Source organism: Vreelandella gomseomensis (assembly GCF_031451645.1).
Taxonomy (GTDB): Bacteria; Pseudomonadota; Gammaproteobacteria; order Pseudomonadales; family Halomonadaceae; genus Vreelandella; species Vreelandella gomseomensis.
Genome location: NZ_JARWAI010000007.1, coordinates 176,855 through 201,486 on the forward strand (window position 1 = coordinate 176,855; position 24,632 = coordinate 201,486).

23 protein-coding genes and 3 pseudogenes are annotated in these 24,632 nt (G+C 58.0%); 9 read left to right on the top strand and 17 right to left on the bottom strand.

Annotated features, from left to right (window positions below; all coding sequences use genetic code 11):
• Positions 1-224: 224 nt before the first annotated feature.
• From QC815_RS11115 to aroE, 5 genes are read left to right on the top strand one after another with little or no spacing between them, the layout of a single operon-like run.
• Positions 225-1,277 carry a LysM peptidoglycan-binding domain-containing protein gene (locus tag QC815_RS11115; RefSeq protein WP_310539756.1) on the top strand — a complete coding sequence of 351 codons (1,053 nt, stop codon included), beginning with the start codon at positions 225-227 and terminating at the stop codon, positions 1,275-1,277.
• A 42-nt stretch (positions 1,278-1,319) separates the two neighbouring features.
• Positions 1,320-2,435, top strand: a complete 1,116-nt coding sequence (dprA, locus tag QC815_RS11120; protein ID WP_310539758.1) for a DNA-processing protein DprA — start codon at positions 1,320-1,322, stop codon at positions 2,433-2,435.
• 40 nt (positions 2,436-2,475) lie between these two features.
• On the top strand, positions 2,476-3,033 hold the full coding sequence (gene tsaC / locus QC815_RS11125) for an L-threonylcarbamoyladenylate synthase type 1 TsaC (protein ID WP_230447112.1): 558 nt from the start codon (positions 2,476-2,478) through the stop codon (positions 3,031-3,033).
• A 19-nt stretch (positions 3,034-3,052) separates the two neighbouring features.
• Positions 3,053-3,997, top strand: coding sequence for an oxygen-dependent coproporphyrinogen oxidase (gene hemF / locus QC815_RS11130; RefSeq protein ID WP_230447111.1), 945 nt, complete (start codon positions 3,053-3,055; stop codon positions 3,995-3,997).
• Complete coding sequence (gene aroE / locus QC815_RS11135; protein WP_230447110.1) at positions 3,990-4,811, top strand: shikimate dehydrogenase; 822 nt, start codon at positions 3,990-3,992, stop codon at positions 4,809-4,811. Before hemF ends, aroE begins: the two co-directional genes overlap by 8 nt.
• 84 nt (positions 4,812-4,895) lie before the next feature.
• Here the strand turns inward: aroE and QC815_RS11140 are convergent, their stop codons facing one another.
• Positions 4,896-5,690 carry a M48 family metallopeptidase gene (locus QC815_RS11140; protein WP_310539761.1) on the bottom strand — a complete coding sequence of 265 codons (795 nt, stop codon included), beginning with the start codon at positions 5,688-5,690 and terminating at the stop codon, positions 4,896-4,898.
• Positions 5,691-5,789: 99 nt separating this feature from the next.
• Between QC815_RS11140 and QC815_RS11145 the strand changes: the two genes are divergently transcribed.
• Entirely contained in the window at positions 5,790-6,662 is an 873-nt protein-coding gene (locus QC815_RS11145; protein WP_310539763.1) for an ATP-binding protein, read from the top strand.
• On the opposite strand, the gene QC815_RS11150 is transcribed toward QC815_RS11145, so the two are convergent.
• Together QC815_RS11150 and QC815_RS11155 are read right to left on the bottom strand one after the other, a co-directional pair.
• Entirely contained in the window at positions 6,659-7,273 is a 615-nt protein-coding gene (locus QC815_RS11150; protein ID WP_310539765.1) for a hypothetical protein, read from the bottom strand. The genes QC815_RS11145 and QC815_RS11150 overlap by 4 nt on opposite strands.
• Before the next feature lie 347 nt (positions 7,274-7,620).
• Positions 7,621-7,806: pseudogene (locus QC815_RS11155) on the bottom strand (IS1380 family transposase); the annotation flags it as partial.
• Between the two features lie 38 nt (positions 7,807-7,844).
• Between QC815_RS11155 and QC815_RS17380 the strand changes: the two are divergent.
• Positions 7,845-8,042 (top strand): annotated as a pseudogene (locus QC815_RS17380) (DUF4113 domain-containing protein); the annotation flags it as partial.
• On the opposite strand, the gene QC815_RS11160 reads toward QC815_RS17380, so the two are convergent.
• Complete coding sequence (locus tag QC815_RS11160; protein WP_310539767.1) at positions 8,014-8,799, bottom strand: sulfite exporter TauE/SafE family protein; 786 nt, start codon at positions 8,797-8,799, stop codon at positions 8,014-8,016. The pseudogene QC815_RS17380 and the gene QC815_RS11160 overlap by 29 nt on opposite strands.
• A 263-nt stretch (positions 8,800-9,062) precedes the next feature.
• Here QC815_RS11160 and aepX point away from each other — a divergent pair, with 263 nt between their 5' ends.
• Positions 9,063-9,983 carry a phosphoenolpyruvate mutase gene (gene aepX, locus QC815_RS11165; protein WP_310539768.1) on the top strand — a complete coding sequence of 307 codons (921 nt, stop codon included), beginning with the start codon at positions 9,063-9,065 and terminating at the stop codon, positions 9,981-9,983.
• Between the two features lie 33 nt (positions 9,984-10,016).
• Positions 10,017-11,165: a citrate/2-methylcitrate synthase gene (locus tag QC815_RS11170; protein WP_310539770.1), complete on the top strand. Its 1,149-nt coding sequence runs from the start codon at positions 10,017-10,019 to the stop codon at positions 11,163-11,165.
• Here QC815_RS11170 and QC815_RS11175 read toward each other — a convergent pair.
• The 13 genes and pseudogenes from QC815_RS11175 to QC815_RS11235 form a co-directional block, all read right to left on the bottom strand.
• Positions 11,144-12,064, bottom strand: coding sequence for a LysR family transcriptional regulator (locus QC815_RS11175; RefSeq protein ID WP_310539772.1), 921 nt, complete (start codon positions 12,062-12,064; stop codon positions 11,144-11,146). The two genes, QC815_RS11170 and QC815_RS11175, sit on opposite strands and share 22 nt — an antisense overlap.
• A 169-nt stretch (positions 12,065-12,233) precedes the next feature.
• A pseudogene (locus tag QC815_RS11180) lies at positions 12,234-13,086 on the bottom strand (IS5 family transposase).
• 284 nt (positions 13,087-13,370) lie between these two features.
• Positions 13,371-14,141, bottom strand: coding sequence for a hypothetical protein (locus tag QC815_RS11185; RefSeq protein ID WP_310539774.1), 771 nt, complete (start codon positions 14,139-14,141; stop codon positions 13,371-13,373).
• A 596-nt stretch (positions 14,142-14,737) separates the two neighbouring features.
• On the bottom strand, positions 14,738-16,141 hold the full coding sequence (gene der, locus QC815_RS11190) for a ribosome biogenesis GTPase Der (protein WP_310539775.1): 1,404 nt from the start codon (positions 16,139-16,141) through the stop codon (positions 14,738-14,740).
• Positions 16,138-17,304, bottom strand: a complete 1,167-nt coding sequence (bamB, locus tag QC815_RS11195; protein WP_230447106.1) for an outer membrane protein assembly factor BamB — start codon at positions 17,302-17,304, stop codon at positions 16,138-16,140. Before bamB ends, der begins: the two co-directional genes overlap by 4 nt.
• Positions 17,301-17,957, bottom strand: a complete 657-nt coding sequence (locus tag QC815_RS11200) for a YfgM family protein (protein WP_310539777.1) — start codon at positions 17,955-17,957, stop codon at positions 17,301-17,303. The genes bamB and QC815_RS11200 overlap by 4 nt, the downstream gene beginning before the upstream one ends.
• A gap of 82 nt (positions 17,958-18,039) precedes the next feature.
• Positions 18,040-19,341 carry a histidine--tRNA ligase gene (hisS, locus tag QC815_RS11205; RefSeq protein WP_230447104.1) on the bottom strand — a complete coding sequence of 434 codons (1,302 nt, stop codon included), beginning with the start codon at positions 19,339-19,341 and terminating at the stop codon, positions 18,040-18,042.
• 35 nt (positions 19,342-19,376) lie between these two features.
• A complete protein-coding gene (gene ispG / locus QC815_RS11210) occupies positions 19,377-20,492 on the bottom strand; it encodes a flavodoxin-dependent (E)-4-hydroxy-3-methylbut-2-enyl-diphosphate synthase (RefSeq protein ID WP_230447103.1) in 1,116 nt (371 codons plus the stop codon).
• Positions 20,493-20,499: 7 nt separating this feature from the next.
• A complete protein-coding gene (locus tag QC815_RS11215) occupies positions 20,500-21,543 on the bottom strand; it encodes a RodZ domain-containing protein (protein ID WP_230447102.1) in 1,044 nt (347 codons plus the stop codon).
• 47 nt (positions 21,544-21,590) lie between these two features.
• Positions 21,591-22,328: a type IV pilus biogenesis/stability protein PilW gene (gene pilW, locus QC815_RS11220; protein ID WP_230447101.1), complete on the bottom strand. Its 738-nt coding sequence runs from the start codon at positions 22,326-22,328 to the stop codon at positions 21,591-21,593.
• Positions 22,329-22,422: 94 nt separating this feature from the next.
• A complete protein-coding gene (gene rlmN / locus QC815_RS11225) occupies positions 22,423-23,601 on the bottom strand; it encodes a dual-specificity RNA methyltransferase RlmN (protein WP_230447100.1) in 1,179 nt (392 codons plus the stop codon).
• Between the two features lie 96 nt (positions 23,602-23,697).
• Positions 23,698-24,123 carry a nucleoside-diphosphate kinase gene (gene ndk, locus QC815_RS11230; protein WP_230447099.1) on the bottom strand — a complete coding sequence of 142 codons (426 nt, stop codon included), beginning with the start codon at positions 24,121-24,123 and terminating at the stop codon, positions 23,698-23,700.
• A 155-nt stretch (positions 24,124-24,278) separates the two neighbouring features.
• Positions 24,279-24,605, bottom strand: coding sequence for a HesB/IscA family protein (locus tag QC815_RS11235; RefSeq protein WP_230447098.1), 327 nt, complete (start codon positions 24,603-24,605; stop codon positions 24,279-24,281).
• Positions 24,606-24,632 lie beyond the last annotated feature (27 nt).

A 24,632-nucleotide genomic window follows, 5' to 3' on the forward strand; every position in this document is an offset into this window, starting at 1 on the left:
CTACCACCGTTATGCTGAGCTGAGTAATCGCTTGGGCCACGCGCCGGTAGGGTCGCCTGCCCAAGTGCTTTATGATCGCCATACGTGGCTGGCGCCGAACGTTGTGATCAATGTAGTTTATGATCAACCACTATATCATGCTGTCAATGCTCCTGGGCATGCCTGCCCGGCGGCGCAGCGCGGATCTCCACGCTGAAAAAGCGATAACAAAACAGGGAGGCAGGATGGCAGCGAGACAATACCGCTGGCGAGCCGGGGTCGGGGGCTGGCTGATCGGCGCGTTGACGCTCTTGGCCGCGCTGGACGCGGCAGCGTGGGAGCGCGTCCGCGAGTCGGCGCCCGAGCGCTACACCGTAGTGACGGGAGATACGCTATGGGATATTGCCGCCCGGTTCCTGCACGCCCCCTGGCAGTGGCCAGAACTGTGGCAGGCCAATCCCGCGATCGATAACCCCCACCTGATTTATCCCGGGGATGTGCTGACGCTCGACGACTGCCAGGGCGTGCCGTGCCTGTCGCTGGCGCGGGAGCAGCGCGTGGTCAAGCTGTCCCCCGAGATGCGCACGGTGCCACGTCGTGAAGCGATTGCGCCGATCGACCCGAGCGTCATCGGGCCGTTCCTGCGCGGCCACCGGATCGTCGACGGCGACCCGGCGGAGGACGCTCTGGCGTACGTGGTGGCGGGCCACCAGGGCCGCCTGATCAGCGGCGCGGGGGATTCGCTGTATGTCAGGGGGCAGGTGCCACGGGATACCCGGATTGGCATTTATCGCCCTGCCGAGCGCTATGTCGGGGGCGATGGCACGCCGCTGGGCACCGAGTTGATCAAGATCGGTGAGGCCCGCGCCCTGCGCGCCGAGGATGACATCGTGCAGCTGCAGGTGCTCAGCGCCGACCAGGAAATACGCAATAATGATCTGGCGGTGCCGCTGGAAACGTCGCGACAGCTCGATACGATGGTGCCACGAGCGCCCCGCAATGAGCTTTCCGGGGCGATTGTTGGCGTACCGGGCGGCGTGCGGTTTATCGGCCGCCTGCAGGTGGTAACGATCGATCTGGGGACGCTGGATGGCGTCCAGCCCGGGCATGTTTTCCAGATTGCCCAGCAGGGCGAGGTGATCAGCGATCCACGCAGCCAGGAGGCGCTCACGCTACCCAGCGAGGCCGCCGGCACCTTGATGGTCTTCAGACCTTATGATCGCGTCAGCTATGCGTTGGTGATGGAAGCGTCAACGGTGCTGGAAGTGGGCGACCTCGTGCGTTCACCGCCGCGCTGAAAACCGGCGTGCCGACATTGATATACGGGACAAGGAGGTTGAATGGATACCAGGGAGTGGTTGGCGGTCAATGCATTACCCGGCGTGGGGCCGCAGCGCATCGCCCAGTTGGTGGCGCAGCAACCCGCGTGGCCGCAAGGCTGGCTGGCAGGGCTACCCGGCAAGGCGGCCAGTGCGCTGCGGCTGTGGTGCGACCATCCGTCTAAAAGCCCCTTGCAGTCGGCAGTGGCGACCAGCCTTGACTGGCAGTCGGGCGCGCCGGGGCGGACGATCCTGCACCGCGACCATCCGGCCTGGCCGGCGTTGCTTAACCAGCTGCCCGATCCCCCGCCGGTGCTGTGGGCGCAGGGCGATCTCGGTACGCTCGAGCGACCCACGCTTGCCATGGTGGGCACGCGCCGCCCCACCGCCGAAGGCACGCATAACGCCCAAACCTTCGCCCGTGAGCTGGCCCGCCGCGGCTGGTGTATTGTCAGCGGCATGGCCCTGGGCATCGATGGGGTAGCCCAGCAGGCCGCTCTGGATGCCGGGGGCAGTAGCGTGGCGGTACTCGGCTGCGGGATCGATGTGATCTACCCCGCCCGCCATCGCGGGCTTTACCAGCAGCTCAGCGATGCGCCGGGCGGCCTGGTGCTGGCCGAGCATCCGCCGGGTACGGTGGCCCATCCGGCGTTTTTTCCACGCCGCAACCGCATCGTGACCGGCCTGTCGCTGGGCACGCTGGTGGTGGAAGCCGCCGAGAAAAGCGGCTCCCTGGTAAGCGCGCGCCTGGCCATGGAACAGGGCCGCGACGTCTTTGCGCTGCCCAGCTCGCTGCACAATCAGCAGGCCCGTGGCTGCCTGCAGCTGTTGCGCCAGGGCGCGGCGATGGCCTGCGACCCCCAAGACATCGTCAACGAGCTGCATCACTGGGCGAGCGAGTTTCTGCCACCTGCTTTGGAACCCCCGGTCTCGCCGTCTGCGCCTGAGACACCGGCGGACGAACCTTTGCCGGATGCGCTGCTTGGCTTGTTGAGCGCCACACCGACGCCGATTGACGCCTTGGTGCAACAAAGCGGCAGTACGGTGAGCGAGTGCCAGCAGCGCCTGCTGATGCTGGAAATCGACGGCTGGGTGGCGTCGCGGGCAGGAGGCTGGGTGCGTTTACCGCGCCCATGATAGGATTGAGGCTTCCTTTGTCATCATCGGTGGAGACTTCATGACAACGGCTGCTGAAGTGGATATTGCGGTTCGCGCGCTGCGCGAGGGCGGCGTGATTGCCTGCCCGACGGAAGCCGTATGGGGGCTGAGCTGCGACCCTGACAATGACGAAGCGCTGGCGCATCTCATGCGTCTCAAGGATCGCGACCCTGCCAAGGGGGTGATTCTCGTGGCTGCTTCGATCAGCCAGTTTCAGCCCTGGCTGACGCAGCTACCCCTGGCACTGCATGCGCCGCTGGTCGCCAGCTGGCCAGGCCCCAACACCTGGCTGGTGCCGGATAACGGCCGCAGTCACGGCATGGTGCGCGGCGCGCATTCAAAAGTGGCCCTGCGGGTGACCGATCACCCGCTGATGCAGGCGCTTTGCGAGGCGTTCGGCGGCCCGCTGGTGTCGACCTCGGCCAACGTCGCCGGCGACCCGCCGGCAACCCGCGAGGACGAGGTCAGGACGGTCTTCGGTGACCAGCTGGCCGCGATCGTTTCTGGCGAGCTGGGTGGCAATCCCCGTCCCAGCACCATCCGTGATCTCGCCAGCGGACACGTGATACGCAGTTAACCGACCCTCAGGAGACGATGTGGCGCACGAACATCTGGATACCGTTAAAACCTATCTGCTGGATCTACAGGAGCGCCTTTGCGACGGCCTGGCACGCGCCGACGGTCAGGCAAGCTTCAGGCAGGACGAATGGGACCGCGCAGAAGGTGGAGGTGGGCGCTCCCGGGTTATCGAGCACGGCGGCGTGTTTGAAAAGGGCGGCGTGAACTTCTCGCATGTCTTCGGCACCACGCTGCCGCCTTCAGCCACCGCCGCCCGTCCAGAACTGGCCGGGCGCAGTTTTCACGCGGTCGGGGTTTCCTGGGTGCTGCATCCGGAAAATCCCCATGTGCCCACCAGCCACGGCAACGTACGGTTCTTTATCGCCGAAAAAGAGGGCGAGCCGCCAGTCTGGTGGTTTGGTGGCGGCTATGACCTAACGCCGTTCTACCCGGTGTTCGACGATGTGGTGCACTGGCACAAGGTAGCCAGCACGGCCTGCGCGCCCTTTGGCGACGACGTTTACGCGCGTTACAAGGCCTGGTGCGACGAGTACTTCTACCTCAAGCACCGGGATGAGACCCGCGGCGTCGGCGGGCTGTTTTTCGATGATCTCAATGAAGGCAGCTTCGAGGAGTGCTTTGCGTTTCAGCGCGCCGTCGGCGATAGCTTTCTCGACGCCTATGTGCCGATTGTCGAGCGCCGCCGGGGCGATGCCTGGGGCGAGCGCGAGCGCGACTTCCAGCTTTACCGGCGTGGCCGTTACGTGGAGTTCAACCTGGTGTGGGACCGGGGCACGCTGTTCGGCCTGCAAAGCGGCGGGCGGACCGAGTCCATCTTGATGTCGATGCCGCCGCTTGCCCGCTGGGAATATGCCTTCACTCCCGAGGCAGGCACGCCAGAAGCGCGGCTGAACGACTATCTGGTACCGCGTGACTGGCTCAACGAAGCGGCTCAGCCACACCGTGAGGCTCTCCATGACTGATCGCTACTGCGTTTTTGGCCACCCCGTGGGCCACTCCAAGTCGCCCATGATTCACGCCGATTTTGCCCGGCAGACCGGGCAGGATATCGACTATACCGCCAGTGAGCCGCCGGTCGATGCGCTGGCCGAGGCGTGGCGGGCGTTCTGCGCAGAAGGCGGGCGGGGCGCCAACGTGACCGTGCCATTCAAGGCAGATGCGTTTGCGCTGTGCGATACGCTCAGCCATCGTGCCCGCCGGGCGGGCGCCGTGAATACCCTGATGCTGGGCGGCAACGGCTTGACCTATGGCGACACCACCGATGGTATCGGCCTGGTGCGCGACCTGGCCTACCATCGCGTGTCGCTTCGTCAGAAGCGCGTGCTGGTGGTGGGGGCCGGTGGCGCGGTGCGCGGTATCCTCGAGCCGCTGCTGGCCGAACAGCCCGCCGCCCTGATGGTGGTCAACCGTACGGCCGCCAAGGCCGCGCAGCTGGCAGGCGACTTTGCCGATCTGGGCAATATTCAAGGCGGTGGCTTTGACACCCTGGAAGGCAGGTTCGACCTGGTGATCAACGGTACCAGCGCAAGCCTTGCCGGGGATCTGCCGCCGCTGCCCGAGACGCTGTTTTCCCCTGACGCCTGGGCCTACGACATGATGTACGGCGCCGACCCCACGGTGTTCCTGCAATGGGCCGGCCCGCGCGGGGCGAAACTTCTGGATGGATTGGGCATGCTGGTCGAGCAGGCGGCCGAGTCGTTCTTCATGTGGCGCAATGTACGCCCCGACACCGCACCGGTGCGCTCGCGGCTACGCCAGTCGTTGAACTACCGCTAGTTACTCGCGCCGTTATCGTTCTGCGCGGTTATCACAGGGCGCGCTATACAACCGCCGTTGCCGTGAGGCAACGGCGGTCTTGCATCACGGACGCGGGCAGTTGGGCGTACGCCCGTTGTTGCGGGCCTGTTCGTAGGCGTTCATGGCGCCACTCATGTTGGCTTGCAGCCCTTCGATCCGCTGGCCCTGACTCGGGTGGGTCGACATCCAGGCCGGTGGCTGGCCGCCGCCGGAGGCTTGCTGCATGTTCTGCCACAGGGTCACGCTTTCGCGCGGATCGAAGCCGGCGCGAGCCATCAGGTCAAGGCCAATGGTATCCGCTTCGCTTTCATGGCGGCGCGAGAAGGGCAGCATGATGCCGTACTGCGCGCCCATCCCCAGCACCCCCATGAGCTGGTCGCTCTGGATGCCGGCGGTACTGGAGAGAACCGACAGGCCCAGCTGCGTCGCGCTTTCGGTAGACGCCCGCTCGTTGGAATGCTTGGCCAGCACGTGGCCGATTTCATGGGCGACCACCGAGGCAAGCTGATCCTGGGTGGTGGCGATATCCAGCATGCCGGTATGCACGCCCATGTAGCCCCCGGGCAGGGCAAAGGCATTGGGGGAGTCTTCTTCAAAGACGCGAATCTGCCAGTCAAGCCGTTGCTGCTCCTGGGGGAGTTCCGCGACGATGGCATCCGCGATACATTGCACGTAACGCTGGCTTGATTGCCCGGCGGCGGGCAGCTCCTGCTGGTACTGGTTAAAGGCTTGGCTGCCCATGTTGTTGAGTTCGTCATCGGATAACAACAGCAGCTGCGAACGGCCGGTGGGCGAGGTGGAACAGGCAGCGACGGTGGCGCATAAGGCGGTGATGGCGAGAGGGCGAAGCCAACGCATGAGCGTATTTCCTTTTCAACAAGTGAATTCCTAGCCACAAGATAACCACTGTACAGGGTAAATCAATCCTTACCCGCATAATTCACCAGGAGAGGCTTTATGGATGCCGAGTTAAGCCAGCGCTTGACCCGTTTGCTCGACCAGCTTGATCACTGGCTGCCGCCCGCCCCCGCACCGGTCGACTGGCAGACCGAGGTCGCCGCACTGTGGCAGCGGCATCCGCTGGGCGGGCGGCTGGTGGCGGTGCCGCCCAGGGACGCGCTGACCCTTGACGACCTGATGGGCATCGAGCGCCAAAAGACCGCGCTGGTGGATAATACCCGGGCGTTTTTGCGCGGACTGCCCGCCAATCACGCCCTGCTGTGGGGCGCGCGGGGCAGCGGTAAATCCTCGATCGTGCGCGCGCTGCTCAACGCCTTGGCGGGTGAAGGGCTGCGGCTGGTGCAGATCGACCGCCAAGAGCTGGCTAGCCTGCCGATACTGGTGGAGCAGCTGCGTCATCAGCCCCAGCGCTTTGTCGTGTACTGTGACGACCTTTCTTTCGAGGGCAACGACGATGCCTACAAGGCGCTCAAGAGCGTACTCGATGGGGCGCTCACCGGCCCGCCGGAAAACGTATTGCTGTATGCCACCTCGAACCGTCGTCATTTGCTGCCCGAATCGATGGACGACAACAGCGGCTCGCAGCTGGTAGGTGAGGAATTGCACCATGGCGATGCGGTGGAGGAGAAAATCTCTCTGTCGGACCGGTTTGGGCTATGGCTGAGCTTTCATCCCTTTAACCAGGCAACCTACCTGGACGTGTGCGCTCATTGGGTCGCGCGGGTGAGCAGCGAGAACGTCAGCTGGGATGATGAGGCGCGTGCCGAAGCGCTGCGCTTTGCGACCCTGCGTGGCGGGCGCAGCGGTCGCACCGCCTGGCAGTTTGCGGCCCACTGGGTAGGCCGCAAAGGGTTGGCTGACGGCACTTAGCCTTGTGGTACCAACTGCCCATCGGCGCCCACGTTGAGGCGAATGGTGGGTGTCAGCAAACCAGCAGGAAGCCGCATGCCTAAACCGCGCAGATCCCCTGGCGTGATGGCCAGTTGACTGCCGGGCGGTAGTTCTCCCTGGGTGGCCAACTGGCTGGCAAGCTCCAGCATGGGCGCCATGCGTTGGGTGTCGGTGGCGAGGACATCAAAGGCAACCGGCAGGCGTAAATTGGCATCGTCGCCAGAGGTTAGCTTGACGTCCTGCTCATAGTTTCCCTGTACAGGATCAACGCCAGGCATGTCGAGCATCCAGCGAAAGCCCGACATCTCCACCGGGGGCATGCCCGCAGGCAGGCCCAGCCCCATGGCAATGGTCGCCTGAACGGGCAGACTACCAGCGCCAAGGCTGGAAGCGATCAGGCTGGTTAAATCGCTGGTGTCCAGGCCTGCCTTGATACGGTAAGGACCAATGCGAACATCCTCGACCCCCAGTGAGGTGACCGCCAAACGAAACGCAAACAGGCCGGTTTGGGGCAGGGCGAGACAGCCCGTGAGCAGGCTGGCCAGGCCAAAAACGGTCAGCCAACGCCAGTAGCGAGCAATATAAAACATAAGACTCCCCTTAAGTAGGATGTAAGGTAGTGGGATATTACGATGCCAAGTGTAAGCGCGCCTTATTTATCACACCGGCGGTAGCACCCCTATTCAGCGCCTTTTGACTACTTGAGGAGCGCTTTGGGGCTATCTGATGCCCTCATTGGCGTAACAACAATTTAAAATCGTCTTCTAATGCCCGTTTTATCACGTTTTCGCATAAACGGCCGTCACTTGCCCACGGTATGCTCTCAGACTTTGGCTGATGGGGGAATGCGTACGCTGTTGAGCTCACTCATGGGGTAGCAGTCAGGAAGCGGCTGCAGTCGTCGGATGCCAGGGAGTAAGTGGGGTCACCACTTATGCAATAAGCCTTTGTGCACCGTGTTGAGGTTGTCTGGATGACTCAAGCAGATGATCAAGCGAGAGGGGGTGGCTTCTGTCGGGCGTGCTTCTTCCAGCGGCACCAGGCTTCGTGCATCGCTACATGCAAGTTGCCAAAGCGGATCGTTACCCAGTAAGTCGGTATCGCTTAAATGTCCCCACTCCATGTGGAGATGTTGGACGCTATTAAAAGCAACACGGGAAAAACGCGGTGTTTCTCGCTGCCCCAGGAGTGAGTCAACTATGGTACATGCGGCAGAACTTCGGGGCGCCTGAGTACACCACGCTTTGGGGGGGCCCTCTATTGCTCGGCCTTGAAATTCTGGGAATTGAAAAATTAGCGATACAAGTCGACTTACCAGGAGGTGCTTTGTCTAAATCACGCCTCTCACCCCTTCTATAATCAAGGCTCCGCCGCCAAGTAAAACTACGGCATTAATAATGGTAATATGCATCTGCCCTGAAAGCATATTTATTAAACATTTGGCAAGAAGCGTCCCAGGGATTGCAGATATACCGATCACAGCCGCCATTGCCCAGAGGTGGAATGGTAGACTCCCTGCCGATTGGAAAACAATAACCTTTAATACCCCCAAAAGAAACGAGATTCCAGCATCTGTTGCAATTACGGAAACGCCACTCAACCCTGTAGATAACAAAATTGAAATAAGTACAACACCAGAACCGGAGGTGCCACCAGCTAAAATGCCATACCCAACTGAGGCTGCATTCAAGGACCGAGTGCCTAGGTTCCCATGCTTTCGTAAAAGATATCTTCTGGCGGGAGCAATAAGAATAAGAGTAAGTCCAATTATGATGCTAACAATAGGCCCGGATAACAGCGTATAGCCATAAGCCCCAACGACACATGCCGGAGACGCATAGATTGTTACCTTCTTAATCTTATTGAAATCGAAGCTGTTCCAAAATGTCACGACTCGAGTCGCATTGGTAATCAGAGCGGACAAACTGACAACGGGAACAACAGCCTCCGCCCCCAGAATTGGAATCAGAACAGGGGGTAGTAAGAGACCTGTTCCGTATCCTGACATTCCTCCAATTACGGCGGCAATGAATGCAGCCAACGAGGGAATTACATACTGGCTTATTGACACCTCGCCTAAAGGTTGGCCGAAAGCCATTATATCCAAGATCTCCATAGTGTTTCGCTCAGCTAACTATAGTCAGTAGTAGTTTAACGCGAGAAAGGTGGTTGTTAAAACAAGAGGAATTTGTAAATCCCCAAAAGAAAATTGTGATGTTCGGTATGTAAAAAAGGAAGAGGTATGATTATAAAAGAGTGAGACATCCAGTTGATATCCGAAGGGTGTATGTTCAACAAGTTATGAGACTAATTTTTTTGTTTGCAGAGTAGCATTGTGGCGTAATATTTTAATACCACCATGTTACGGAGGTGTTGCAAATGACTGCATATGATGAATTAAATGAATTTGAAGGAAAATCATCCAAGTTGTCCCTTGGTTATCAATTGTTAAAGCTTATCAAAAGTGAGGAGTTGACATTCTTGATGGAAGCTCATGATGCTTTGTCGGCGGCTATAGTGGCGGAAGCGGGATTTCCCGCCATATGGGCCTCTGGATTCTCGATCTCAACAAGTCTGGGATATCGTGATGTAAACGAATGCTCATGGACACAGGTTGTTGATGTTGTTGAACGCATGGTGGATGCTTCCTGTAAACCTATTCTCGTAGATGGCGATAGTGGTTTTGGAAACTTTAATAATGCGCGTATCTTCTCCAAGAAGTTATTCGAGCGTGGTGCGGCCGGAATATGTATAGAAGATAAAGTGTTCCCAAAGATGAACTCTTTTGTGGGGAATCGACATCCATTAGCAGATATCGGTGAGTTTTGTGGGCGGTTAAAAGCTATTAGAGATACTGTTCCAAAGGATGAGTTTGTGTTAATTGCCAGAACCGAAGCTTTTATTGCAGGGCAGGGTATTGATGAAGCATTAGATCGAGCTCATGCATATGCATATGCAAATGCTGGTGTCGATGGAATTTTAATTCATTCGCGAAGACATGAACCGAATGAGGTTTTCGCTTTTTCTGATGCTTGGAAGAACCGTTTGCCGTTGGTGATTGTTCCTACAAAATACTATACAACTCCGGCCTCAGAATACAAAAATGCAGGTATATCAGCTGCTATATGGGCAAACCATAATATGCGTGCGGCTGTCAATGCCATGAGATCGATCTGCCAAGTAGTGTTGAAAGAGGAAGGAGTGAAGAATGTTGAAGATGGAATAGCTGACCTTAGCGAAGTTTTTTCATTGCTTGATTACGACGAACTGGATATTTCTGAGGGAATATATCTCTCATAGTATTGTGATGCACATCATACAGGAGGCGGTGAAATGAGAAGTGATATAGTTAAAAGCATTAGTGATGCAATGTACAAGGATGTGAGTCGCGGTTTGAAAGATGTGGTCCTGGACTTTTCGGAAATATGTGAAATAGATAACAATGAAAATAAACTACGGTATCGAGGATACGATGTTATAGAATTAGCAAGTTCCTGCAATTTTGAATGCACAATTTCATTATTACTGGATGGGGAGCTGCCAAGTGAGCATCAATATCCTAGAATTGAAGAGCTTCTCGATCAGAAGCGAGTGTTGTCTGATTCGGTTGTTTCTGTAATTGATGCTCTTCCATTAGCATCTCAGCCAATGGATGTTCTTAGAACATCTGTTTCGACAATAGGATGCTCTATATCTGACGATGACTTGATATCCATTAGAGAGCAAGCTGATCAGCTTATTGCTCAGATGCCTTTAATCATTGGATATTTAAAAGCTCGACGAGATGGGGGAATAGCACCAAAATATTGTCCAGGGTTTAGCCATGCAGCTAATGTTCTATCTCAGTTCACAGGGACAGAGCTTTCTGACCTAGACCCAAAAGACATTGAGATAATGGATCAAGTGCTTACGATCCATGCGGAGCACGAACTAAATGCATCCTGCTTTTCAGCACGCGTCACAGCATCTGCTATTACTGACCTAGTTGCTGCAGTCACTTCGGCAATAAGCACATTAGCAGGTAGTTTACATGGAGGAGCTAATGAGAAGGTTCTTGAAGCTGTGGAAGAAATAGCCACTCCAGAAGGAGCGGAGGAGTATATTGATTCTGCACTTCGAGAAAAACGAAAGGTTCATGGTTTTGGGCAGCGTGGTTGTAAAGCCGAGGATCCCCGTGCAATTCAACTACGGCTCCTGGCTGAGCAGGTTTCTAAAGGTCGTGGAGGAAGTAAAATACTTCCCATTTTATATTCAATGAATGAAGCCATGCGCCAACATCGTAACCTGTGGCCTAATGTTGATTTCTATTCAGTATCTGTTCTTCATGATATCGGAATAGAGAAAGACCTGTTTACGCCTTTATTTGCCTGCAGTCGAGTTGTCGGTTGGAGCGCCCATGTATTAGAGCAGCTGTCGGATAACCTGATTATTAGGCCTAAAGCAAAATATGTTGGTCATGCTTACCGCCCAATACCGTTATGAACTTTTCCTCTCGCTAAAGTCAGGAACTCATCCACGGCAGGTGGGCTCATCCCATTTACAAGCCGAACTACATAAAAATCTCTAATTATTCTGAGGCCTGCTATTTCAATTTGCACCAATTTATTACTATCCAACTCAGGCTGAGAACAAAGTTTAGATATCATGCCGATACCTAACCCAGCCTCAGCCGATTCTTTTGCTGCCTCAGGGCTACCGACAACTAGAACGATATTCAGCATGTCCAGGCTTAAGGAGAGGGCAGCTAGGTGTCGCTGGAGTAAAGCCCGAGTTCCAGATCCTTCTTCACGTGAGATTAATGGTGACTTCACGAAGTCTTGTATACTAACGCTCTTAATGGTAGCCCATGGGTGATTGTGTGATACTACAAAGGTAACCTCATCCCTAAAGAAGGGCGTGATTCTGAAATTCTCTATATTTAGTGCTCCGTCGCTAGTGAACCCGACCTCCACTAGACCTGCAGAAACGTACTCCATAACACGGGAGCTATTTCCTACCAAAAGATCAATTTTGACGTTGGGTGACGTTTCTTTGAACTTACTTATGACCTCAGGAAGCTTGTACTTGGCAATTGAGTGGGTTGCAGCAATTCTAAGTGTATCGGAATTTTTGTTTCTTTCAAAATCCAGCTGCCGCTCAGCTTCTTCATATAATAATAGTATTTTTTTTGCGTGCGCGAAAACAATTTCACCAGCTGGAGTTAGCAATACTCTACGCGACGTTCTTGAGAAGAGGACTATCCCTACTGAGTCCTCAAGGGACTTTATTTGAAATGAAACTGCCTGTTGGGTAAGGCACAGCCTCTCTGCTGCTTTTGTGAAATTTTCGCATACAGCGACTGTGTAAAAAATCCTAAGTCTCTGGTCACGTAATATAGACATCGAAAGCCTCCATGAAAATCATAAAAAGTCAGGGAGCAGCTGATCTGTTCGCTTCTGAGCGGCAGTAGCGCTCAGAGCGGTGCAACCACCGCATCAACGGTCACTTTTATGACCACTGGAGGTGGCCTTTTTTCCCTGTCAGCCGGGTTATCCGGCTGACAGGCCAGAATCAAGCCACACTGGCCCCATCACATGGCCCTGTGGCATCGGCCCGCCAGCATCAAATTGGCCGAGGGCAAACAGGGAGAACAGCTGCGCCTGGTTCTTGGCCAGTCCCTTGTAACGCACCTTCCGGTAGTCGAAGAGGTTCTTGATGACATGAAACAGGGGCTCAACTTTGGCACGGATGCTGGTCTTGGCCTTCTCAACACTGTCTCCCATCGACTTGATGGCGCCGCGCTTGGCAGCCACACAGCAGCGGGAGTTAGGATCATCCTTCTCCTCATCCAGATGTTTCCATATCTCGGTGTAGAGCGCGTCACCGTATATCTTCTTGTCATCGTCCCAGACCAATTGGCCCGCCATGGTGAGACATCGACAACGTTGGCCGACATCGCGGCGACACTGTGAGTAAGCCCTGTGACCGCATCGACGCCGATATGCGACTTTATACCGAAAAACCACTGGTTGCCCTTCTTGCTCTGCTTCATCTCCGGATCGCGTTGCTTGGTCTGATTCTTGGTGTAGGGTGCGGCGGCCACGATGGTGCCCTCGTGCATGAACAGGCCTTGATCTCATCGAGAAGATCCGCTCCAGGGGCAACGCACGGTTCTCCGGCAGATGACTGAAACGCAGCAGTGTGGTGGCGTTCGGCACGCTTTCGATGAACTGGTCGATACCGATGAAGTCGCGCATGGTCTGACTGTCGTAGATGGCATCTTCCAGCGCCTCGTCGGCAGCGCATACCATTGTTGAAGGAAGTAGATCCGCAGTACGGCGCTCCAAGCCAATCGGCCCCGCTCGCAACGGGTAGCCTTCTTCTTGTTCAGATGCTCTGCCTGGGCGAATGAGATCAGGTTCATCTGATGGTTCTGTCAGACGGTGGAGGATGGTCATATTCTACCCCGTCGGTAGCGATCAGGTATTTGCGGTGGAAATTTGTGCAGCGTTTCCCTAAAGTCTGTTTATGATAAATAAGTATTACGTATTTTCTCGAATGTGACACGTTACGACATTGATTTTAGCCATTCTGTAAAATCTTTCTTCAATTCAGTAATGATAACAATCATGACGTATTGCGATCCCTGTCAAAACGCTTCCAGTGCAAGTTAAGAGCCTTAGTGGAAGGCTCAGCTGGCTATTATATTTATCCTTGCTGTTCTTCGTTAACCTGTTGTAGAAAGCCTTCGAGGTTATCTCTCAATCCAGCCGGTTCCATCAATTCCAGCAGGCTTTTGCGCCCCTCGCCAGAAAGGGAATCTTGATTACCGTAGTGTGCAATTTGGGAGTTAAGACTGGCTAACCAAAAGTCTGGATATTGTGCCTGCTCGATAGGTGGTAAGTTTTCGTAATGCTCTAACACCTTTGTTAAACCACCTATTATGGTGCCTTTCTCCTTCGATTCGCGCATTATTTCAGCAACGATTTGCTTCTTCCATTCTTGTCTTTGATCATACTGCTCTTTCCAGGCTGCACGTCTTTCATTAACAGTAAAGGCATCGCTTTCATCGTATATAATCAGCGTCAGTTGATCTGGTGCCATCCCTATGAAAGGGTTGCTGCCTTTACCATTGACGAAATCAGTTGCCTGTTTGGCGCGTTCAAGCAGTACTGGGTTATCTGTATCTGGCACCTCTGCATCATGACGTGCCTTATTGTTATGATAGGAGCGACCGATCAGTTGGTCGGTGATGGTTTTCGCCTTGCTAGCCAACGCATCTCGATCCATGCTAGCGTCTCGAACATCAGCTCGCGCTTGGGCCTCGTTAAGCTGCCGGGCTAGGGGGGAAAGGTTAGGCTCGGGAGTCTTGTCGCTACCTGCATTATCAACTTGCTTGGTTGCTGAGCGGGTACGACTAGCGTTCGCTTCTGTTGACTGAGTCGGGGGCTGTTGTAAATAGCTGTTCACATTGATCATGATTTTTCCCTTTGATTGATCCTTCCGTTCTTATGCATAACCGCTATTGAGAAAAATGGGTATAAGGCACCAAGTTGGAGCCCTCGTCACTAAGGCTGCTTGATTCTTTGTCTTTGTGACTCCATGTTTCTAATAATTGTCGACTTTTTGTTTCAACTAAAAGTTTGGTGAAAGTTGATACTTAAATACGGTTTTTCATAGTGGGTTGATTAAATTAGCTAATGCTATTATTGGCTTCCTGGCGTGACAGTGTCAAAAAAATGAATAAGTACATTCGGAGGAAGTGGAAAAATATTTTTTAAGTGATTTCTAATATTTCATTAGTTTTCATTAGGTTATTGTTTGGTCTCGCCTCTTAGTCTCAGTCAATTGAGTGGAATAGCATGATAAAGTGTCTTTTTTCACCCTTTTGAACCATCTCAGCAGTAGCCAGGGGGCTGCCACATTTAACGGCTCTGCAGTGAGGTGAGTGAGACACGAGCTTGATCATTTGTATCCAAAAAGCGAATGGTCGTGCGGCGAGAGGGCGGTAAAAAAGCGCCTACTGAATAATTCAGAAGGCGCTTGAGGAGGCATTCTTTAATTTTTGCAATAGATTAACGACGGCTTTTGCGTGCCTCTTTGGTACGGTTGAGCTCGCGCTTTTTGGCTTTTTCCTTGTCGCTGGCGCCTGCCATGTGATCGAAGGGATTGTTGCCGGAGCGAAACTCGAAGCGCATGGGCGTGCCGCGCACTTTCAACACCTTGCGGAAGGTGTTGGTCAGGTAGCGGCGGTAGGCGTCCGGCAGTGCCTCGGTCTGATTGCCGTGAACGACGATGATCGGTGGATTGCTGCCGCCCTGGTGGGCCATGCGCAGCTTGATGCGCCGACCGTGAATCATCGGTGGCGGGTGCTGGCTGACAGCATCCTGAAGTAGCGTGGTCAGGCGATTGGTGGACCAATGGGCGTTGGCGGCATTGAAAGCGCGGTCAATCGACGGATAAAGATCGCCTACCGCCGTCCCGTGCAGCGCCGAAATAAAGTGCATCTCGGCGTAGTCGGCAAAGCCCAGGCGGCGCTTGATTTCATTGCGCATCTTGTCCTTGGCTTCGCTTTCCAGCCCGTCCCATTTATTGACGGCCAGCACCAGGGCGCGGCCGGAGGTAAGCACGTAATCGAGCAGGTGCAGGTCCTGCTCGACCAGCCCACTACGTGCATCCAGCACCATCACCGCGACATGGCATTCTTTAATGGCGTCCAGGGTCTTGATGATCGAGAACTTCTCGGCGATTTCGCTGACGTTCTTGCGCCGCCTGACGCCGGCGGTATCGATCAGCACATACGGCTTGCCGCGGCGCTCGAAAGGGATCTCGATGGCATCCCGCGTGGTACCGGCTTCATCGAAGACGACAACGCGTTCTTCGCCCAGCAGGCGGTTGACCAGCGTCGATTTGCCGACATTGGGCCGCCCGATCACGCCGATACGAATGCCCTTGGTGCCGGTGTCGGCGGGTATGTCGGCATCGCGCTCGGGGAAGGGCTCAAGCACCGTATCCATCAGGGTCGAAACGTTGCGCCCATGCGCCGCGGCAATCGCCCACGGATCGCCCAGGCCCAGCGACCAGAAGTCGCCCATCGCCGAGTGTTCTTCCAGGCCGTCGGTCTTGTTGACCACCAGCCAGGTTTTCTTCTGGTTGACCCGCAGGTGGTTGGCAATGGCCTCGTCGGCCACGTTCAACCCGGCCCGCGCATCGACCATGAACAGCACGATATCCGCTTCGTCGATGGCGGCCAGCGACTGTTCCGCCATGGCCGCGTCGATGCCTTGTTCGTCGCCGCTGATGCCGCCTGTATCGATCACCGTGTAGGCTTTGTTGCCCAGCATGCCGTTACCATACTTGCGGTCGCGGGTCAGGCCGGGAAAGTCGGCCACCAGCGCGTCCCGCGAGCGAGTAAGGCGGTTGAACAGCGTCGACTTGCCCACATTGGGGCGGCCGACTAGTGCAATGACCGGGTTCATGGAGAGACTTCCAGCGTTTCCAGATGGCCGTCATTGGCCAGCACGTGAATTACATCGCCGTCGGTGATGGCGGGGACGCTAATGCCCGAGCCATCGACCTCGGTGCGTCCCACCAGCTCACCTTCGCGAGCGTCGATCAGGTGCACATAGCCTTCGAAATCGCCTACCACCAGGCGGCCGTCGGCGAACGCGGGGGCGGTGAGCCAGCGGTCTTCCAGCGCTTCGTTGCGCCATACTTCCCGGCCGTTGTTGGTGTCGATCGCCACCACGTGGCTGTCATCGGTGACCACGAACAGGAAGTCGCCGACCAGCACCGGGGCGTGACGACTGGAAATGTCGCGCTCCCAGATGACGTTGCCGCGCGTTGCCTCAAGGGCCACCAGCTGACCGTTATAGCTGGTCACGAACAGGCGTCCGTCCTGGCTGAGTACGGGCTGACCGGTAAGATCGACCAGGCGCTCGACTTCGCTGCGGCCCTGGGGCGTCGCGATGCGCATGTCCCACAGCGGCTGACCGTTGCGGTTGTCGATGGTCACCAGTCGGCCGTTGGCGAAGCCGGCAAAGCTGACCGGTTCGATCACCAGCGGCGTGCCGGTGCCGCGCAGGGTCAACGAGGGCTGCGAGCTGGTATACACCCAGCGCTCGTCACCGCTTTGGCGATCCAGGGCGGTTACCTGGCCGTCGATGCTCTGCACGACCAGCAGTTCCGGGTTGGCCTGAGGCGCCGCCAGCACTTCGCTGGAGACCCGCGAACGCCAGCTGACGCTGCCGTCGCGCTGATCCAGGGCAATGACCTCGCCGTCGCGGGTACCCAGGTAGACCTGCCCGGCGATGGCGGTCAAGGCGCTGGAGATCGGCGTATCAAGGTCGACTTCCCAGCGCTCTTCGCCGTCGTCGGCGGCAAAGGAGATCACCACGCCGTTGGCGTCGGCGGCAAACAGCTTATCGCCCTCGCGTGCCGGAGCGATGGGGTAGCGCGCACGGCCCAGGCCGTCGCCCACGTCGCGCTGCCAGAGGCTTTCAAGGGTCGAGCTTTCCTCGATGCTGGTGAGCGCCTTGGGCGTGTAGGCGGGTTCGCTCTTGTTCGCACAGCCGGCCAGCAGGACAAGGGCGGCGGCCCCCAGGGCGGCGCGCATCATCGGGGTTGAACGTATCGGTGTCATTGCGCTGTCTCCTTGGCGCCGAGGTCGTCAAGCTTGAACTGCACGCCGTAGAGCGGCTGGTCTTTCTGCTGAGCCAGCTCAAGGGCGTCTTGCCAGGCGTCGCGGGCGGCATCCTGGTCGTCCAGCGCCATGTGCGCATCGCCGCGGACGTTCGCCTGTTGGGCGGCCAGGGCTTCGGTAATCGGTTCGTCGAGCAAGTCGAGGGCGCGCTCGGGGTCGTCGTTGGCAACGGCAATGCGCGCCAGACGCAGCCATGCCAGGCTTTGCACGTAGCGCCGCGATGACGATTCCGCTACCTGTGTCAGCGATTCGGTGGCGCTGTCCAGGTCGTCCTGCTGGACGGCAAGGCGTGCATCAAGCAGCAGGGCGAGCTCGGCATACAGGGTGTCGTCGTGTTCGCTGACAATCTCGTCGACCATGTCGCGGGCTTCACCAAGCCGGTCGCCGTCGAGCTCGTCACCGGCGGCCAGGCTGACCAGCTGCTGGTAACGGATCGAGGCGGCCTCGGCTTTACCGTCCTGGTAGTCTTGCCAGGCGTTCCAGCCGAACACGCCAGCAGCGGCAAGGGCAGCACCGGCTATCAGTGACGTGCCGTTTTCCTTCCACCAGCGCTTGATCGCGTCTAGCTGTTCGTCTTCGCTTCTATCCGCCACGGGCGGCCTCCTATTCAACAATAACCGCCGCTTGCGGCCACGGTCATAATGGGGTGAGTGGCAGGGAATTCCTGCCGCCCGTTCAAGGTGTGTGCGTTAGCTGTTCGCTGAGCGTATCGGCCAGCGCTGCCTGAGGGATACGCTGTTGCGCCTGGTCGTCACGCAGTGCCTTGAGCGTGACGGCCCGCTCGGCGACTTCGTCCTCACCCAGCAGCAGGGCAAACGCGGCCCCGCTCTTGTCGGCCTTTTTCATTCGGCTCTTGAAACTGCCGCCCCCGCAATGCAGCTGCAGGCGCAGCCAGGGAAGCTCGCTGCGCAGCTGCTCGGCCAGTGCCATGGCGGCGGCGGTCGCGCTATCGTCCATGGCCAGCAGGTAGACGTCGCTGCCACCGAGGGCTTCATCCGGCACCAGGTCGAGGGTCTCGAGCAGCAGGATCAGCCGCTCGATGCCCATGGCGAAGCCGACCGCCGGGGTGGGCTTGCCGCCCAGCTGCTCGACCAGGCCGTCGTAACGACCGCCGGCGCATACCGTACCCTGGCTGCCAAGCGCGGTGGTCGTCCACTCGAAGACGGTGCGCGAATAATAATCCAGCCCGCGGACCAGGCGCGGATTGACCACGAAGGGAATGCCTGCCGCGTCGAGCAGCGCCTTGAGCTGTTCGAAATGGGCGCGCGAGGCGTCGTCCAGGTTATCCAGCAGGCGCGGCGCGGCGTCCAGCATCTCGGCCATGGCCGGATTCTTGGAGTCGAGAATGCGCAGCGGGTTGCTGGTGAGTCGCCGCAGGGAGTCCTCGTCGAGCACGTCGCGGTGCTGCTCGAAGTAGGCGATTAGCTTGTCGCGGTAGGCGGCCCGAGCCTCGCTGGAACCCAGCGAGTTGAGCTCCAGGGTGACATGCTCCAACAGGCCCAGTTCCCGCCACAGCCGGGCGGACAGCAGGATCACCTCGGCGTCGATGTCGGGGCCATCGAAGCCGTAGGCCTCGACGCCTACCTGGTGAAACTGGCGATAGCGGCCCTTCTGCGGCCGCTCATGACGAAACATCGGCCCCTGGTACCACAGCCGTTGGGTCTGGTTGTACAGCAGGCCGTGCTCCATGGCGGCGCGCACGCAGCTGGCGGTACCTTCCGGGCGCAGGGTCAGGCTGTCGCCGTTGCGGTCCTCGAAGGTGTACATCTCTTTTTCGACGATGTCGGTGACTTCGCCAATGGAACGCGCGAACAGCGCGGTCTGCTCGACGATCGGCATGCGGATTTCCGCAAAGCCGTAACGCTGCATCAACTGGCGTACCTTGCCCTCAAAAAATTGCCAGCGCGGGCTGTCGCTGGGCAATAGATCGTTCATGCCTCGAATGGCTTGAATTTTTTTAACGTCAGACTTGCTCAAGGCAAACTCCCTGGGTCGGCGGTCCTGCGGCGCGATTAGACGCTGCGGGCGATCGTGTTGTCTTCCTGCTGCTGCTTTTCGCGTACTTTGTCGCGGATCAGCCGCTCCAAGTCATCGACGAGGTGGTCGTTACGCAGCTTGCTGGCCGGCTTGCCATCGATATACACCAGGTTGGCCGGGCTGCCGCCGGTCAGACCGATATCGGTTTCCTTGGCTTCACCTGGGCCGTTCACCACGCAGCCGATCACCGAGACGTTGAGCGGGGTCATGACGTCGTCCAGCCGCTCTTCGAGCTGATTCATGGTGTCGATGACATCGAAATTCTGCCGCGAGCAGCTCGGGCAGGCAATGAAGTTGATGCCCTTGGCACGTAGCTTGAGGCTCTTGAGCATGTCGTAGCCGACCTTGATTTCTTCCACCGGGTCGGCGGCCAGCGAGACGCGGATGGTGTCGCCGATACCGTCCATCAACAGCATGCCAAGCCCAATGGAGGATTTGACCGTGCCCGAACGCAGGCCGCCGGCTTCGGTGATCCCCAGGTGCAGCGGCTGTTCGATGCGCGTGGCCAGGTCGCGGTAGGCGGCGACCGCCATGAACACGTCCGAGGCTTTGACGCTGACCTTGAAGTCCTGGAAGTCCAGGCGGTCGAGGTAGTCGATATGGCGCATGGCCGACTCGACCAGCGCTGCCGGGGTAGGCTCGCCGTACTTCTTCTGCAGGTCTTTCTCGAGCGAACCGGCGTTGACGCCGATCCGGATAGGAATACCGTGCTCACGGGCGGCGTTGACCACGGCCTTGACGCGATCTTCACGGCCGATATTGCCGGGATTGATGCGCAGGCAGTCGACGCCGAGCTCGGCGACGCGCAGGGCGATCTTGTAGTCGAAGTGGATGTCGGCGACCAGCGGGACGTTCGACAGACGCTTGATCTTGCCAAACGCTTCCGCAGCGTCCATATCGGGAACCGAGACGCGCACGATGTCGGCTCCCGCTTTCTCCAGCTGCTGAATCTGCGCCACGGTGGCGGCGACATCCAGCGTGTCCGTATTGGTCATGCTCTGAACGGCAATGGGGGCATCGCCCCCGACCGGGACGTTACCCACATGGATCTGGCGCGAAGCTCGGCGCTTGATGGGCGATTGAGCGTGCATAAGTCGGTTACTCTCCCAGAGTGAATCGAGCCACGTTGTTGGCGCCCGCGCGGGATGTCAGATCGACGTCTTCGCCAAGATAGCGAAGTTCGACGCCGGTGACATTGCCCACGGTGAGCCGAAACGGTGGCTGACCTTCGACATTGGCGGACGTGCCGGGTTCTTGAAGCCCTACCAGCACACGCTGGTTGTCAGCGTCGATAATTTCCGTCCACGACTGCTCGTTAAAAGTGAGTGCCAGCTGGTTGGGGTTGCTGTCGTTGCTGCCCGACGCTTCCTCGGCAGCGTCGCTGCTGTCGGCATTATCGTCTTCGTCGTTGGTCGTCAGGTTGGCCGACTGGGCGGCGCTGTCTTCATCGATCAGCGGGGCCGACTCAGCCGTGGCGGAAGGCGCTGCATCGGCGTTGGTATCATCGCCGGAAGTATTGTCGCCGGCGGTATCCGTGTTCGCTGTGCCACCGTCATCGGCGCTATCCATATCATCCAGCGCTGAATCGCTGTCGCCAGCGCTGCCACTAGCGGATAAGGCGGCCGACTCGTCCTGGTCAGCCTCGTTGGACAGCTCGCCGGTGGTATCCTGCTCGGCAGGTGCGTCCATTGAAGAGGACGAATCCAGCGGCGGCAGTTCGCTGCCGCCGCGGCTTTGCCACCACATCACCGTGACGGCAATCAGCGCCACGATGATCAGCAGCGTGACCAGCTTGAATAGCCAGGCCCCCAGTCGCGAGGGCGGCTTGGTGACCGCGACGGGAGTCACCTTGCGCTCCACGTCGGCGTTGCCGAAGCGGGCCCGGTAGGCGTCCAGGACAAGCTGCTCGTCGATGGCCAGGTACTTGGCATAGGCGCGCAGGTAGCCACGCCGATAGGTGACCACCGGGATTTCACTGTAATCATCCAGCTCCAGGCCTTCCACGACCGCAGGGCGAAGGTTCAGCGCGCGGGCGGCGTCGTTGAGCGGAATGTCCAGTTGTTCGCGGCGGCGCGCCAACAATTCGCCAGGAGAATCATTGACGCCTGGGGTATCGCTAGCTTGTGACAGTGTCTCGCTCATGGCTGAGCATCCTTCATTAAATAATCGGTGATCAGGGTGTCCATCGCTCAGTCGGCACCCAGCTGACGTTGATACTCGGCCGCAGCGGCGTCGTCGCCGCGGGCCTCGGCAATATCAACGGCCAGAGAAAGCGCATCTTCACTCGGTCCGGCAAGCTGCAGGTAGGTTTGCAGTGGCGACCATGCGTCGGTGTAATTGCCCTGTGAATACTCGAGTTCAGCTAACATGAAATAGCCGCGCGGATTGCGCGGATCGATGCGTTGCGCCCGTTTGAGGCGCTCGCGTGCCAGTTCGGTCTCGCCCAGGGCCATGTAGCACTGCCCCAGGTTGGCAAATAGTTGTGTGCGATTATCGTACTGCGCGTCCCGGGAAGCCCTTTCGAGCTGTTGGCAGGCCGCTTCCACCCGGCCTTCCTGATAGAGGAAGGCGGCGTAGTTGTTACGCGCGCGGGTAAAGTCCGGTGCCGTGTCAATGGCACGCTGGAAATGCTGATCGGCCAGCTCGCTTTCGCCCTGGCGCTGGTAGACCAGGGCGATGGCCTGAAGGGCTTCGGCGTTGTCGGGGGCGATCTCGAGGGCCCGATCCAGGGCGTTGAGGGCCCGGGGCAGGTTATCCCGCTCCAGATAGGCCACGCCCAGCTGCGTATAGGCCGAGGCGGCTTCGGGCGTTGACGACGAGGAAGGCACAGAGGATGTGGCGGCACAGCCGGCTAGCCACAAGCTGCCGACCAGTACGGCGAGCAAGGGCACCCGAGATGGGTGATGAAGCCTGCGGTGACACATCATGTAAATCCTCGCAAGGTTACGTAAACGATGGATCGCTAAATTAAACCGTGTCCATCAAAGCGCTGTGTTCGCCGGAAGTCAAGGCGGCGACCCGTCAGTCGGCATCTAGCTGAATCGACTGAATATAGCGCGCGCTTCGTTTGGTGCGATCCTTCACCCGGCCGACAAGCTGCCCGCAGGCGGCATCGATGTCATCGCCACGGGTAGAACGAATGGGAGCAGTGTAGCCCAAGTCGTGCAGCCACTGCTGAAAACGCATGGTCTGGTTGCGCGACGGTGTCTCGTAGCCCGAATTGGGAAACGGGTTGAACGGAATCAGATTGATTTTACAGGGCAGTTCGTCAAGCAGTGCCGCGAGCTGTTCGGCGTGTTCCTGTTGATCGTTGACGTCCTTGATCAGGGTATATTCGATGGTGACCAGGCGATTTTCCGGGCACTTGGCCAGGTAGCGCTGGCAGGCGTCCATCAACGCGCGGATGTTGTACTTACGATTGAGCGGAACCAGCTCGTTGCGCAGCTCGTCGTTGGCAGCGTGAAGCGATACCGCCAGGCTCACGTCGAGCTCGTCGCCGAGCTTGTCCAGCATGGGCACCACGCCCGAGGTGGATAGCGTCACCCGGCGCTTTGACAGGCCGTAGCCGTCGTCATCGAGCATCAGCTTCATGGCGGGGACGACGTTGTCATAGTTGAGCAGCGGCTCACCCATGCCCATCATCACCACGTTGGTCACCGGCCGGTTGGCGGTGTCACGACGCGGCCCTACGCTACGCTGGGCAACCCATACCTGGCCGATGATTTCAGCGGCGGTCAGGTTGCGCTGGAACCCTTGCTTGCCGGTGGAGCAGAAGCTGCAATCCAGCGAGCAACCCACCTGGGAAGAGACGCAAAGGGTGCGCCGCTTGCCGTTTTCAGCGGGAATCAACACGGTTTCCACGTAGCTGCCGTCTTCCACTTCCAGCACCCACTTGCGGGTGCCATCGCTGGACGTGCCTTCGTAGATCACCCCGGGGCCGCGAATCTCTGCCACCTGAGCGAGCTTTTCCCGCAGCGGCTTTGACAGGTTCGTCATTGCCGAGAAGTCGTCGCAGCCTTCGATGTGAATCCACTTCATCACCTGGGCGGCACGGAATTTCTTTTCGCCGATGGAGACGAAAAAGGCCGCCATTTGCTCCCGCGACATGCCCAGCAGGTTTTGACGTTCGGGCGTCGGCTGGGCAGTAGGTGCATGGTGAGGGGCAGAGCTAGGCGTATGTTGGGCTACGGTGGTGGTCATGGCGGTCAGCGTTTTAGGAAGTGGCGGGGGCAGTTGCCCCCGCGTAAATGGCCGGCAACAGACGTTGAAACGGCGGCGCTACCCGGGTAGGCGAGCTTAGCGCGGGCAGATTTCGTCATTGCCGAAGAAATAGCTAATTTCACGCTCGGCGCTTTCCGCAGAGTCAGAGCCATGGACAGCGTTGGCGTCGATTGTTTCCGCAAAGTCGGCGCGGATGGTGCCCGCAGCGGCTTCTTTCGGGTTCGTCGCGCCCATCAGATCGCGGTTTTTGGCGATGGCATCTTCACCTTCCAGAACCTGCACGACAACCGGGCCCGAGGTCATGAAACCAACTAGATCGTTGAAGAACGGACGCTCTTTGTGTTCCGCGTAGAAGCCACCGGCCTTGTCTTCGGACAGGTGCAGCATCTTGGCGGCGACAACGCGCAGCCCGGCGTGCTCGAAGCGGGCAATGATGTCACCAATGGCGTTCTTGGCGACGGCATCGGGCTTGATGATGGACAGCGTGCGTTCAGTTGCCATGTCAGAATCTCCTTGAAGGATAAACAAATACTGCCGCCCCGGCGGGCCGGGGCGGCACAGATAAGGGCATCGGCAGCCGGCTCGGCTGTCGAGAGGCGCGATTATAGCGCTTAAGCCGGGGGATGAATACCGTCACGCCATGTGAGGCCGGTGTGCTAGACGGTAAAGCTTTCACCGCAGCCGCATTCATCTTTTACGTTGGGGTTGTTGAAACGGAAAAAGCGATTCAACCCTTCGTTGACGTAATCGACTTCGCTGCCGTCGAGCATTTCAAGCGCGTCAGGCGCCACATAAACGCTCGCGCCGTTGGCTTCAAAATGGACATCGCCATCGGTCACCTGGTCGGCGAAATCCAGTACATAGCTATAGCCGGAGCAGCCGCTGGGCTTGACGGAAACGCGCAGACCCAGGCCCTGTCCGCGTTCGTCCAGCACGTGCTGGATCTGCTGGGCGGCAGCTGGCGTAATGTTGAGTGTGGCCATTGAGGCGTCCTCCTGTTGAGTAGTCAG